Origin of the sequence: Mariniflexile aquimaris (genome assembly GCF_042676825.1) — a bacterium.
Classification (GTDB): Bacteria; Bacteroidota; Bacteroidia; order Flavobacteriales; family Flavobacteriaceae; genus Mariniflexile; species Mariniflexile aquimaris.
Genome location: NZ_JBHTIB010000008.1, coordinates 699,502 through 714,408, shown reverse-complemented (window position 1 = coordinate 714,408; position 14,907 = coordinate 699,502). Strand labels below are relative to the sequence as shown.

Here is a 14,907-nt window from a genome sequence, read left to right as displayed (position 1 = left end):
TTATTTGACGTATTCTAATAAATACCTTCCTGAACCTATTACTAAAGTCGAATTATTCAGTATTTCAACTTTCGTTTCTTTTTGAAAAGCTTCAAGAGAAACACCATTAATTTTTAATGATTTTAATTCCTTGGGTGATAGAACAACTTGTGCTTTCGTATTAAAAGGCACTTCTAAATTCATTGAAAAATTTTCACCATTCAACTTCCAACTATTATGAATCGAACCATACGGCGAAGGCACCTTTACCTCAGTTTCAGTCATGGTTTTTGGAAATATAGGTTTAACAATAAATTCCTTATAACCAACCTGTTCTTTTGAAGATTTAATCCCTCCTAAAGATTCATAAAAATAAGCGGCGAAACCACTGTGCATTGGGTGATTTAATGAGTTTGTTGGACCTTCCATTTTCTCCCATTCAAACTGGCGCTCTGGCCATGTGGTGAATCCAGAATTCATAACATAGGTTTGACTAGGAAAATCTGGAGTGGTTAATATTTGATATGCTAAATCGGCCTTTCCATGGTTAGCTAAAACGGTATAGATATATCTGTTTCCATGAATTCCTGTGGAATGATGACCGCCTTTAACTTTTACAATATCGTATTCAAGACCATTAACCACATTGTTTATTTCGGCTTCTGGAACCATGCCAAATTGAAGTGCTTGCACGGTAGCCGTTTGGCTTTGGTACCATTTATGATTTGTATTTGGTATAGTAACCAAATATGATTTATTAAAGGCAGTTTTTAAAGCTTCTTTTTCTGCCTTCATTTTTGCCTCATACGCAACGTCGTTATTCATTTTAGCAAATCGTTCCATAATGCCCAAAACATCATAAAAATACGCATTAGCTGAAATGATTGGGTCGCATTCCATCGCATCAGGATTTAATCTTCTATCCCAACTTGGTGGACACCAATCGCCCATTCCGTCTTGCATAATGCCATTTTCACCTTTAAAATTGAGGTAAAAATTGGTTAAATCTTTCATTTCTGGATAGTACTCTTTTACTATATCGTCATCACCATAATACCAGTAATTATACCAAGGCAAATACATGGTGGCCACACCCCAATCTATTTTAGCATAGGTTGATGTACGCTTACCAGGAGCTATCATGGTTGGCACTTGATACTTTATTTCTGGATTGTTGTGCCCTTTGGTTGGACGCATTTGTGTACGAATATCTTCCATATACTTTTTATAGAAATCAAACATATCGTAATTGTAAAGTGCGTATTCGCAGAACGCATGGGCATCGCCTAACCAACCACATTTTTCGCGATGCGGGCAATCTTCTGGAATGCCATGAACGTTATCTACGATGGTCCATTTGCTAATGCTGTGCATTTTATTTAGTAATTCATCTGAAGAATTAAAACTACCTGTTTCCTGAATATCGGTAGCCACTAAAACCGCCTTAATCATGTTCGCATCTGGCTTTGTAGAAATACCTTTTATTTTAGCATAACGAAACCCATGATAGCTAAATTTTGGTTCCCAAGATTCGGTTTCGCTTCCTTTACATATGTATTTATAAATTTGAGGCATGCCATTAGCACCTCCATTGGTAGACCCCGGAAAAATATCTTTTCCGTTGGTTAATAGTGCCTCGGTTGTAATAATCTCTATAAGTTGTCCTTCTTTTTCCTTCACATTTAGTTCAACCCAACCTGCAATATTTTGTCCAAAATCGACAATCCATTCGCCATCGGCGCCTTTAAATACGTTTTGAGGCTCTAAAACTTTTAGTTTTTTTATGGGCGGTATTTGTTGTGCGCTTATTTTAGTCACTTCTGGTGAAACCAACTTAGCATTGCCCCAAGATGTATCATTATAATTAGCTGAAGTCCAATTTCCTAGTTCATACCGAGCATCATAGGTGTCTCCTCCATAAATGTTATTAAATACGATGGGGCCAGTAGATTCCTTCCATGTTTCATCAGTATAAAAATCAGACGAGCTACCATCAGTATAGTTCACCTTAATTAAACAACGTACCGTAGGCGAACCATAAGACAAATCTTTTTCTGATTCTGGGTCGTTTTTCCAAGATATGTTTTGACCATAAAATCCATTACCTAATATAATACCAAAGGCATTTTTACCTTGTTTTAATTGATTGGTAATATTATAACTTACGTAATACGCCTGTTTATCATAATTAGATGGTGCGGGATCTAATACATGGTCGCCTACTTTTTCACCATTTAAAAATAACTCGTAATAACCTAGACCGCAGATATATACCTGAGCATGTTTTATAGATTTCCCAATGTTAATTAAGTTTCTAAAATACCCTGCTGCAAAACCTTCAACCATTACAGGTTTATTCATTGAACCTGTTATATACTCACGAAAACGGTGTTCTGAAGTTCGCGTATCTTTATTTAAAGTTATCCATTTTGAATCACCCCAATTTGCCTCATCCATTAATCCCATTTGGAATGTTTGCGCATCAGACCAATTAGATGGTTTGTTAAGTTCATCCCAAATTTTAACACTCCAGTAGTAGGTGCTTGTAGGGTTTAACTTTTTACCTTGATATTTTATATAAACCGAATTATTACTCGAAACTTTACCTGAATTCCACACATCTGCATCATTTTCATTTAACTTTTCAAGACTTGAAGCAACTATGATATGATATGCCGATTGCGATTTATTAAATCCTTGAGCCTTTACAATCCAAGAAAAAAGTGGCTGCTCATCTTCAATCGCCATAGGATTAATTTTTGAGTTGCACCTTAATGACTCAAACACTAATTCATTTTCAGACAGAGATGATTTCAGGTCTTTTTGGCTACAGGAAAAACCTAAAAAAATAGCAAATACAATTATAAAACGATACGGCATACAGGATATGTTAAACATTAATAATTTAATTAAACTCAAATGTAACTTTTGATTTAATTAAAGTTATCCTGTTTTATCCTGTATGCCGTTTAAAAAAGAAATTACTTTTTATTATATACTATTTCCAATACCTACTATTACAACAGATAAAAGAATTGCTATGATGCCTATGGTGATTGTCCATTTTGTTGATTTAGCTACACCTTTCCATTCTTTACGGTAAATTCCCCAAAAATTGGCAGTAAGTATAATTGTAGACATGTGTAAAATCCATGAACTAGCACCATTCCCTAATTTACTTTCGCCCATTCCATAAAAAAAGAATTGTAAAAACCATATGGTTCCTGCCAATGAAGCAAACATGATGTTTTTTGAGATTGGCGTATTTTTATTTGTTAAATCTTTGTACGACTTGTTTTTGATGCTTAAAATGGTAGTCCACACTAAATTAGTTACTAAACCACCCCAAAGAATCACCACGAAAGTTACATTGTTAGAATATAAATGGTCGTAACCAGCTACTACAGCAGCATCGGCTAATGGTTTTCCTGCTTCAATTCCGAAGTTGAAAAAAGAACTCAAGATACCAGAAAGAATGGCAACAATTAATCCCTTGGTTAAATCAAATTCTGCTACACTCTTTTTCTTGTCTTCATCAGATAACTCCGCTTCTTTCATGATACCTGCTTTACCACAAATACCAATACCTAGTAAGCAAACTACCACTCCTAAAAGCACAATTTGCCCACCTGTTGAAGAAATCATATCTGTAAACGATACTTTGCCTTCTGTTGGAACAAAATTATAATATACTGAAGGTACAATCGCTCCAAAAGCTGCACAAAACCCTAATACCACCGAATTACCCAAAGACATGCCCAAGTAACGAACCCCAAGGCCATAAGAAAGTCCGCCAACTCCCCAAAGTAAGCCCATTAAAAAAGTAAAAAATAAAATGGTACTGGAACTAGCAAAAATAATATCTAAAAATCCGGGTATTGTTAACCACGCTGCTATTGGCGGCACAATAAGCCATGACATTAAACCCCCAATCATCCAATAGGTTTCCCAAGCCCATCCTTTTACTTTGTTAAATGGCATGTAAAAACTTCCTGAAGCGACACCCCCTAAAGAATGAAACAAAACACCTAATATTGCTTGCATATATATATTTTATTTTTTGTTAAAAAACAAATCTAACTTTTGTAATTAAATATGTTATCCTGTGCTGTCATGCTTCGTAAAAATAACGGAAAATTATAAGCTCACAATTTTTAGTCAATCTTTATAGTAGCCTGCAAAACAAGTTATTATAAAACATACTTTAAACCAATGTAAAACTACCAATGCTTAATAATTAAATAATCTTCTTCGTTTAGCGTGTTTTTTATTGAATCTGGAATTTTTCTTCGAGGCGTATCTTCGTCTAGCCTGAAACCAGCTTTTCCTTTTCCTTTTATTAATGGCATAGTACCCGGTTGATTGTTTAAAAAGTCGCCTTGAAATGTCATCCAACTAAATAGGTCTTTGATTAATCGCTCTTTAATCTCTTTTAATTCGGGTTTGTTTATTAGATTATTTTGTTCGAAAGGGTCGTTTTTCAAATCATACAATTCTTCAAAGGGTTCGTTTTTAAAAGCGGTAGCACCTCTGCGAATGAAAAAATCAACATTGGGTTTATTTGTTAGATTCTTTTCTACCACTTCAATAGAATTAAAGTTTCGGATGTATTTGTAACGGCTATCTCGAATCATTCGAGACGGAAAAACTTCAGAATTCAAAATATTTTGATTAGTCCGTACGCCATAAACGTATTTATTAATTTCAATATCCTGCCCTTTTAGAATTGGCAAGAAGCTTTTGCCATCCATATCAGCTGTGGCTTTACCACCCGCAATTTCCATAAAAGTAGGTAATACATCAGTATAATGAATGAGTTGATTTGATTTGGAACCTGGTTTAATTACCTTGGGCCAACGTGCCACAAAAGGAACTTTCAAACCAATATCTTTTACTGTAAATTTCCCAGAAACACCATGGTCTGCGCTATATATAATTAGGGTATTGTCTCCTAAATAGTTATCAGCAGCCGTAAGCACTTGGTCTAATTGTTTGTTATCTTCTTCAATGCTTCTGTAATAGCCGGCTTTGTCTTTTATAAAAGCAGCATTGTTCTTTTTGCTTTCATTAAAAGGGTAAAACTTGATATCATTTGCAGAAGCACCATTCACATTAAAATACTCCGAATGCGGATAATATGATGTTATGAACATACAAAATGGCTTTTTGGCCGTTTTAAAATAACTTTGAATACTATCAATTGGAATATATTCTCTTGGGCCTTCGGGTCTTTCTACGGCATGCCATTCTTTGTCCCAATTAAAAACTGCATCTGGACTCACATGACTTTTTCCTGCTAGTACCACTTCATACCCAAGTTTTCGCAGCTGCTTGGTAATACTAACGATATCGGGTTTTACTTTGGAATGATTCGCAAAACAACCGTTTTTCAAAGGATATTTCCCTGTGAATAATTGCGATCGACTAGGCGCACAGATGGCCTGACCTGTAAAGGCATTTTCGAACAAAATCCCTTCTCTAGCAATTCGGTCCACATCGGGGGTTTTAACTTTTTCGTTCCCATAACAACCATAATCATATACATCTTGATCATCAGACAAATAAAATATAATATAGGGTTGTGTGCTTTGATTCTGTGAATTATTAGCATTCGCTTGCTCTTTCTTTTTTTGAGCCGAGCATGAAATCATTGTTAAAGAGATACATCCAAAGAGAAGCAGTATCAGATTATATTTTTTCATTTTCAATAGTATATAATTATTGTTTGTATTTGCTAACTGCATCTGCTTTTGGATAAGGTACTGTATTTCCGTTTTTTATAAATGTACCCGTAGGAGCCATATTTGCTTTTAACCAAGCTAGCATATCAGCATTCATTTTTAAAGCAACCTTCATATTTTTTGAAGTTGGCTTTTCTAAAAGATTGTCTTTCTCTCCCAAATCTTTTTTCAAATTGTACAAAGCAAATTCTTCTGTTTCATAAAAATAAAAAAGCTTATAATAGGCATTACCAATGCGTTTTTGAATGAGTGTGGTAGGCGAAAACCTTTCGTCCATATATCCCGGGAGGTGCCAAAACAAATTGTCGCGTTCTATACGTTTTTGCTTCCCCTTTAAAATATGTGCAAAAGATGCGCCGTCGTAAATACCTTTTTCCCCATTAGCTTTTTGTAATGAAGCAATATCTACTCCTGCAAAATCAGCTAATGTTGGTAAAAAATCAATACAATGCACTGCTTGATTTGAAACTGAATTCTTTTTGATTACATTGGGAAATCTAAAAATTAATGGGACTCGAATACCCCCTTCGTCTAAACTTCCTTTTTTGCCTTTAAGAGGAACATTATCAACCAATCCTCCGTTATCTGAATAAAAAATAAACAGGGTGTTATTGGTTATATCATCTGAAAAATCACCATCACCATTTGGATCTTTCAAGGCATTACTAATTTTACCCACATTTTGGTCTAAAAGTTCTATTAAAGAAGCGTATTCTGCTTGTTTTTCACTTAAACCTCTTTTTAAATATTTCTCGGTTAAATCTTTACGACCTACAACATCTGAATGAACCGCATGAAAGGGCACGTAAAGAAAAAATGGCTTTTCAGTATTTGCTTTTTCTTTAATATAATCTACCGAAAAATCACCAATGGCATCTGTAAGGTGTTTAGGTGTTCCTACTAAAACCGATTGATTACTATTCTTTTTGTATGGTGATAAGTTTTCATCAATATATTTTTGATTATACGGATGCGCATATTTATCAAAATAATCCGATCCAAAAGTCCATCCATTGCCATCTGAATGCAATGCTAAATAATACGACTTCGTTTTTTCTCCATTTACAGTAGCCGCTATCTCATTATGAATGTCGGCAGGTAAGTCGATACCATAGTCGCCTCTTAAAGGATGCGGTGTACCATGACTTTTGCCAATTAAAGCAGTTTGGTAACCTTGTGTTTTGAGCATATCGAAAATATTAAATCCATCTTCTGAAATTACTTTTTGCTGCTCATGAGGCTCAATTAGTACATTTGGAAAACCTTTTGTTCGTTTGTCTTGTCTTTTTAATGACCCTACATTGTACACGCCGTTATCAGAGCCTGTGGCGTATTGCCCGCTTATCAAGGCGGCACGCGTTGGCGCACAGTTTTGATTGGTATACGCATTAGTAAAAGACATGCCTTGGGATGCTAATTTATCAATCTCAGGAGTTTGAAATATTTTAGAACCATTATTGAAATTAGTATTGCCCGTGCTTACATCGGTCCAACCTAAGTCGTCTGCTAAAATGAATACTATGTTGGGTTTTGATGCATGTTGACTTTGACTATATCCTGAAAACGAAAATATGGAAATTAGTATTAAAACTAAATATTTAGCTTTTGTCATTGGTAACTATTTATTGCTATTAAACTTTAATTTTTTATTAAAAAATCCTTTCCCCATTTTGCCCTTAAATCTGTGGCTAATTCATTTACCATATTTTGATATTCTGGTTTTTCAGCTAAATTATCCAACTCTAAAGGGTCGGTTTTATGGTCGAAAAGCATCCGAGCGTAGGCTTTCCCATGATTGTCTGTCCATTCGGTATAAAATAAATCGCCCTTTATCAAAGTTACAGCATCTTTAAACTTACTCACGGCCCAATTTTTATCACTTTTATTTCCATTAATAATGGGCACAAAACTTTTGCCTTCAACCGTACTCGGGATTTTCAAACCTGCCAGTTCTACCAACGATGGATAGACATCTACATACTCAACAATATCGTTGCTGATAGCACCATTAGTTTTTCCTGGCACTTTAATGATTAATGGGGTTTTAAGTGCTGTTTCGAAAGTAGAATGTTTACACCACAGTTTGTGGTCACCTAAATTCCATCCATGGTCGCCCCATAAAATCACAATCGTATCTTCCTCTAAATTCAAACGTTTCAATTCATCGAGAACCAAACCAATTTGTGCATCAACATAACTCACGCAGGCATAATAGCCATGAATCAATTCTTTAGCCAAATCCTCTGATAATTCACCTTTCTTTGGAATTCCGCCATACAGGCGCAATTCGCCATAATTATGAAATGCTTCTTTGGGAGTCGTTTCGGGTTGAACGTAACTCTCCGGAAGTTTTATGGTATTTCTATCATACAAATCCCAGTATTTTTTAGGCGCGTTGAACGGCAGATGGGGTTTCATAAAACCTAAAGCCAGAAAAAAAGGCTTGTTTTTGTTTTTTAGTTTACGCAAATCTGCAATCCCTTTTTGAGCAATTTTGCCATCAAAATAAGCAGTATCATCCACATTTGCATTTTCAAAAGCAGCTCCTCCTATTTCCGAAAGGTTTGCACTGGCATTCTTATTAATATTCTCTGTTAACTGATAATCACGAATATTTCCTTTTGGAAACCAACGGCTGTCCCACGCCTCTTTATCATCTTTTTGATGATGGTATATTTTTCCGTTGGAAATGGTGGTATAACCATTATTCTTAAGCAATAACGGCAGTGACACGGCATCGGGATTGTCTTTGTCCTTTTCAGTATAAGCATCAATAAAACGATAACGCGTAGGACGCGTACCCGTTAAAAGACTTGCTCTTGAAGCACCACAAACAGGAATGTTGCAATAGGCTCTGTTAAAAACCAAGCCTTCAGCAGCCAACTTATCCAAATTAGGTGATTTGATTTGGCTTGCCCCATAACAATTCAGTTCCGGACGTAAATCATCCACCGCTATAAAAAGGATGTTGGGCATTTTCTTTTTGGGCTGTGCAACAGTGCTCAAACCAATAAATAAAACGGCTATTGATAAGATATGCTTCATGTAAAAGTTTTCTTTAAATCGTTAATTCTACTTGGAATATCATTTACAGGTAACGGCTAAGCCACTACCAGAAACAAATAATGCCAAGATTCAAATTTATTTTAAATCTTCTTAGATGTTGTCCTGTACTGTGCTGAATTCATTCCAGTCTATTTCAATTTTTCCACTTTGGAAACTATAATTTTAACAGGCCCCAATAAGCCCGATGGAAGTAATTTAGAATCTTTGTTCCAATGCTTAAAGGCTGCAAAAGTTACTCGTTCTGTTGGGCGGTCTGTATTGTTTAAAAGCCACTCGGGCCACTCATTAACTACCGAACCTTTGTATTTATAATCTGAAGGTAATTGTTCATCACCAATTAGTCGATTAGGCCAAAGATTGGTAATTTTTATCTCTAGCGTATTTGTGCCTTTAACAACAGCTTCATTAATATTAATTTTAAAAGGCGCTTTCCATAATATTCCAAGATTTTTGCCATTTAAATACACTTCGGCTATCTCTTTTACATTTCCTAAATCTAACTGTAAGCAAATATTAGATTTGAAAAATTTGGATGGAACTTCAAATTGTTTTTTATAGCTGGCTGTACCCGAGAAATACCTGATAGCATCGTTAGAAGAGGTAGTCCACGACGTTAAGCTGTTGAACGTTTCTTTTAAAACCGTTTCATTCTTCTGCGGAAAACTAACATCCCATGCGCCAGTTAATTCCATAGGTTCAGGGACTGATTTCACCTCTACTGTTTTTGTTTTTCCTGCGGAAGTACGGTAGGTAATTTTACCAGCTAAAGGCGTTACCCAATTTAACGTTCCATCTTCATATTTCAATTTTGATTCAGGTGATTCTTTTGATAGTCGCAATATGCCTCCATCCGATACTACAACTGTTTTTTCTTCATCATTTGTAACATATACAATACGTAAGGATTTTTTAATTGAGCTATCTTTCTTTTCCGAAAAACTGTTATTGACTGGTATTTCGAATATTCCTGAATTCACCATGGAATTAACTTTGTCAGTTACATTGTAAACTGGCTTATTAGGTGGAATACCATCGATTCCCCTTTTAAATTTTCCAAAAACTGCTTTCAATATTTCCAATTTCCCAGCATCAGGCGCAGCGACTTCCAGCCATTCGCGTTCCATAGCATTTTTCTCCAGAATTTCTCCCCCTATTTTATATTGAATACGCAATTCTTTTTTGTAGCCCGGAGCTGGGTCGCCTCCACAGAGGTCTCTAGTTGCTTGTATTTTCAGTTGACTATTTAGAACACTATTTGAAACGACTTCTGTCACATCAACTACGCCATCAGGTAAAAACGTACCGTATTCTGCTTTTATAATTTTTAAGTTTGGTAGTGGTTCAACATTTGGATTTTGTAACGCCGTTGTAACTCTTACAATATGATGTTCTGAATCATCCGACTTTCTAAAAACCACAAAAACAGCTGCTTCTGAAGCAAACGGTATGGAAACCGTAGTGGTTCCATCTCCGTTATTTTTCCAAACTGAAGCTTTTGTAATTTCGCCTGTTTCGGCATTCCAAAATTCAGGTTGTTTGCCTGTAACCCTAAAACGGCATTCAAGATTTCTACTTTCCTTTAGTGCGTTCACTACAAAATAGATGTCTGTGTCTGCTGTTCTTCGGTGGATAAAATCTAGAGCTTCTGTACTTTCTTGCTGAACAGAAAAATCAGGAGGGAGCTTACTCTTTTTAAGAAAATCTAAAATTGACAAATCATTTATGAGTCCGGAATCCCATAAGTTAATAGCCGTATCTCTCACCTGTTCATCACATGCCGGATAATTTTGAAGGCTAGGTGATTTTCGTGGTTTTGTCCCCAAAATAGTAGCGCCACCGTTTGCCAACGCTTCTATTTTAGTCAATGTTTTAGGTGTCATCCAAGGCGTTGAGGGAAGTACCAAAGCATGGTATGTATCGCCAACTGTGGTGCAAATTAAACCATCCTTCACCGACAATTCGTTTATTTTATTGGAACCAATCACGTCATAATCGTATCCTAAGGCTTTTATTTCTGGCATCAATAAGGCATCATTTGGCGAAGCTTCTCCTGTAAACAGCAAAACATCGGCAACAGATTGACCTTGCTGTAATAAAAACTGACCTCGATTGATATAGTTCACAAAAGGTTTACTTTGGTTCCACCAAGTATTCAAACGGTTAAAATCAGTTCCAAAAACCTGTAAAGTCAATCCAGGACCCACATCCCAAGGTTGATGTACATAACTGTGAAAAACAAAACGATTTATACCCTGCGCCCAAGCCAAATCGCCCATCGCTTTAAGTTTACTAGGGTGCTGGTCCCATCCACCCATACCGGTAAAAGACTCCGCCTCGGCAATGTTGTTGCCATTTAATTTGGCTATGGAAGCAACAAATTTTGGGGAATCGAAAAACGCGAGACTTCCGCTCCAAAACTCAGACATCACTAAATCGGCCGATTCGCCCACCTTCATATTATCGAAAGGTCCCCAATAAGGTTCGGTGGAAAACAGCATACCATGTTGATGGCTAAGGGCTGCTAGCCGTCCGTAATAATTTTTTGCCATTAAATCGCCAATAGTTCGACGGAAGTCCCAAAGAAATCGTTCGGATGCTTCGCCACTTTCCACATAATAACCCGCCAGCGTAGGTAAATATGAATGACAATCATAAGAACGAAGCCTTTTGAATTCCGCAGCAAAATCCTTAGTCCAGTTGGTTGTTCCTACTTCATAACTATCTAAATGGCATCTTTTAACTACAGAACCTACTAAGGTATCCAGTTTGTTAATAATAGGCATTATGCTTTCATTCCAAAATAAATCAACAGCTTGGGTACTCATTTTGTCGCATTCTAATCCACGACCACCATCACTAGGAAAACGGTTCATCTCAGCAGTTGGGGTGTGCCCCATACGTAAAATCACCCATTCCCCAGCAGGTGCCTTCCAAGTTAACGAACCATCAGAATCAAGTTTCGATGTTAAATCAATAATGTCTGATTTCTTTATAACTGCCAAATCTGAAATAGTTTTATCATCGGGGTTTAAATGATTTCGGACTTTATGAGAAAGACTTTTAATATCCAAATCATGAATACGTACATCGCTTTTGGGTTTTGGGAATGCGAGTATGGCAATGTCTTTATAATAATCTAATTTGGTTTTTGGTTGAGGCAATTTACCTTTGAATATGGAATTTCCTTGGTGTATGATTTCTGAATATACCAGTTCTTGCATCGCATATTCAGGCGTAATTGCAGGACCACCAGATGAGGACCAGCCAGCACCATTATGAAAGCCCAACTCCAGACCCAAACGTTTGGCTTCCAAAGCAGCGAACTTAAAGAGTTCTAACCATGTTGGACTTAAATAAGGCGCAACGCCCTCTGGGTTTCCTAAGCTTACGTTAAACAGTATCGCGCCTTGAATACCAAGCGTTTTCATCGCTTCCAAATCGGCTGTTATACCTGCTTTTGATACATTTCCGTTTATCCAAAACCAAATGGTTTGAGCTTTTGCAGATGCAGGGGGATTTTGAAAACTTTGTTCGAGTGCAGTGTTTTGCGCTTTAACTTCCGATAAGAACAAACACAATAACAAGCTTGCTAAGACGATTTTGTTTAGTAGTGTTTTTAATTTTTTTAGAAACCTTTTTTGATTCATGATACTATCTACTTTAATTAGTGGATTTGTTTTTCTACCCTAAATTTCAAGAGCCGTTATAGTTCTTTAAATTTTACACTTTACTCCTTAAAATTATTCTTTGAAAACTTTAAGATTGTCAAAAAGATTATTGTTATAGGAGCTTCCCAATAAAACATATCCATTGCCAGTATTTTGGGTTACTTCGGTTAGCAATATCCCATCAACAAATGCTTTAATCTCTTTTTCTTTAAAACTAAGTTTTATATTGTGCCAAATACTTCCGTCAAAATTTTGAATAGTCCCTGAAGCCAAGTTTGTTTTATCGAAAACCAGTTTCCAGTTTCCAGTTTTTTCAAGCATCAAACGATATCCTTTTAAATAACTGCCTTGTACTCTTCCTCCTAATTCAACATCACCACCATCGATGAATACATCTACACTACAGGTAAAATCCTTCCAGTTGATGTCTCCCACTAAGGTATTGGGTTTTATATTTGAACGCCTATAAATACGCATCCAGTCGCACCCTTGTTCGGGATTAATTTGTTTCAAACAATTTGTTCCATCTTCTTTTTTTGTAATTTCAAAACTCCCTGTTTGGTCTGAATGATATTTAGGTAAATCTCCTGCTTTTCTATCTTCATAATCTTCACTATAAGGAAAAGGAAAAGCCATTTCTTTAGGAATTGAATAATGCCCTTTTTGTTGACCTTTAGTGGTGGTCAATGAATAGATGCACTTAGGGTTAAGATTTATTACAAACTTTCCTTTTTTAGGGAGAATACTTTCTTGCTGAACAAACTGATTATTTTCATCTGATTTCCAAACTGTAACCGTTTTATCCGACAAGCCTTTTTCAATCTTAACCTCCAAGGTCTCAGCCATCTCAGTACAAATAATCATACTCCAATTATCGCTATTTTTTTCTTTTAAACTAACACAACTTCCCTTGTAAGTTGCAGCATCAAACAAGCCACAAGCTTTATCCAAATACTGCCATTTGTCGGGTTCTGCAAATTGTGTGGTGTGCGCTGTTGCCCAGATAGTAGGCCATACTTCGTAATAACCACTCCAAGGACTGTTAGCCTTCATAGCTCCTGCCTTATCCCAAGTAACCGATTCGTATATCGAGCCAATAGGTGCCCATATGAGGGTTTTGGTAATTTTATCTCGAATATAAAACTTGTTATACAAACGTGCTAGATTGAGTGCCCCAGCTCCACCCCAGTCTTTACCTGTCCAGCTCCAATCTTCACTAGCCCAAAGTGGTTTGCCCGATGCTTTGGCCTTGGCAGTTGTAGGACGACCTCTACCATCCACCATATTTTCATTGAACTCACGTCCCGTTATATAGTGATATCCTGAGGCTTCTACCACTTTATCGAATTCGGAATCCTTTTCAAAAGCCTCAAAAATTTGCCAATCGCCGCTGTTATCATCTGGTCCTTGAATTTTCACTTTTTTGTAGCCTCGGGCATCCAATAGGGGGCGCACTTCATTGACCAACCAATCGCGATCCGTATAGTTCTCGTTTTCGGCTGCTGCTACCCAGTCTATATCCAAATTCCAATCGCGTTTTGCCACATCCATAAATGAAACAAAATATTCAGCAGATTCTTTGGTGTAAATATTCGGTTTCAGATAGCCTGGAAAACTCCAAGGCAGGTATTCCAAAATCAAGTCTCGATTTCGGTTTTTAGCTTCGCGCATGAGCCAAAATTCATATCCTCTGGACACTGGATTTTTTAATTCTTCTCTAGTAATAGCATGCGAGGGTTCAGAGCCACAAGTGGAATTTTCGCCACCACCCATCTCTACTTTTAGATGCTGAAAACCAGCCCCAAACTTGGGTTTAAACAACAAATCTAAAATTTGACTGCGGTAAGGGTCTTGATAATCATACAATAAATCGGTAGAAGCACCCGCACTAACGCCGCCAATACCTTCAAAAACCCGACCCTTGTCTTTTGGGTTTAAAGTGATTTTTACTACCCCTTTTTTTTGTTCAAAAACGGGTGGTACAAAAGATTTTTCAGGATTTTTAATCTCCCCCATCACAAACCAAGAAGGTTCACTGTGTACCACCCCGCGATTATTTCCCCAAACGGTCACCATCCAATAAACTTTTTGCCCTGATTTTAGGGGTTCACCCAAATATTTATAAGGTCCTGTACCTGCATTGCTTGTTGGTCCTGTATCCCAAATATCAGGATACTTTAATTTTTCAATACTGGTGGCCATCATAATACGAAAACCTCCTTGTTCATGACTTGTTTTATCTCCTACAAATGTCCAGCTAAAACTGGGATGCGTTTTGGTAATTCCTACAGGATTTGTTTGTCCTTCGCATTTTAAGTTTTTGATTTCCATAGCCTGTACCATTGTACTGATACCCATTAGAAAAAAAATAAAAATTCTCATAAATTGACTTTATTTAGTTGTACCATACGTTTATCTAATCTGGTTTTTTGAATGAAAAATAAAGAATAAGG

7 protein-coding genes are annotated in these 14,907 nt (G+C 36.6%); all 7 read right to left on the bottom strand.

All coding sequences use genetic code 11. The features are described from left to right. Positions 1–2,859: an alpha-L-rhamnosidase gene (locus ACFQ0I_RS07790; protein ID WP_379940972.1), complete on the bottom strand. Its 2,859-nt coding sequence runs from the start codon at positions 2,857–2,859 to the stop codon at positions 1–3. A 111-nt stretch (positions 2,860–2,970) separates the two neighbouring features. After that, positions 2,971–4,023 carry an L-rhamnose/proton symporter RhaT gene (rhaT, locus tag ACFQ0I_RS07785; RefSeq protein ID WP_379940970.1) on the bottom strand — a complete coding sequence of 351 codons (1,053 nt, stop codon included), beginning with the start codon at positions 4,021–4,023 and terminating at the stop codon, positions 2,971–2,973. 176 nt (positions 4,024–4,199) lie between these two features. Next, positions 4,200–5,681 (bottom strand): sulfatase family protein, encoded by a 1,482-nt coding sequence (locus ACFQ0I_RS07780; protein ID WP_379940968.1) that lies wholly within the window; start codon positions 5,679–5,681, stop codon positions 4,200–4,202. 16 nt (positions 5,682–5,697) lie between these two features. Then, positions 5,698–7,332, bottom strand: a complete 1,635-nt coding sequence (locus tag ACFQ0I_RS07775) for a sulfatase-like hydrolase/transferase (RefSeq protein WP_379940966.1) — start codon at positions 7,330–7,332, stop codon at positions 5,698–5,700. Between the two features lie 26 nt (positions 7,333–7,358). Further along, positions 7,359–8,765: a sulfatase gene (locus ACFQ0I_RS07770; RefSeq protein WP_379940965.1), complete on the bottom strand. Its 1,407-nt coding sequence runs from the start codon at positions 8,763–8,765 to the stop codon at positions 7,359–7,361. A gap of 149 nt (positions 8,766–8,914) precedes the next feature. Further along, positions 8,915–12,433 carry a glycosyl hydrolase gene (locus tag ACFQ0I_RS07765; protein WP_379940963.1) on the bottom strand — a complete coding sequence of 1,173 codons (3,519 nt, stop codon included), beginning with the start codon at positions 12,431–12,433 and terminating at the stop codon, positions 8,915–8,917. Positions 12,434–12,526: 93 nt separating this feature from the next. After that, a complete protein-coding gene (locus ACFQ0I_RS07760; protein WP_379940961.1) occupies positions 12,527–14,836 on the bottom strand; it encodes a glycoside hydrolase family 78 protein in 2,310 nt (769 codons plus the stop codon). Positions 14,837–14,907: the final 71 nt, after the last annotated feature.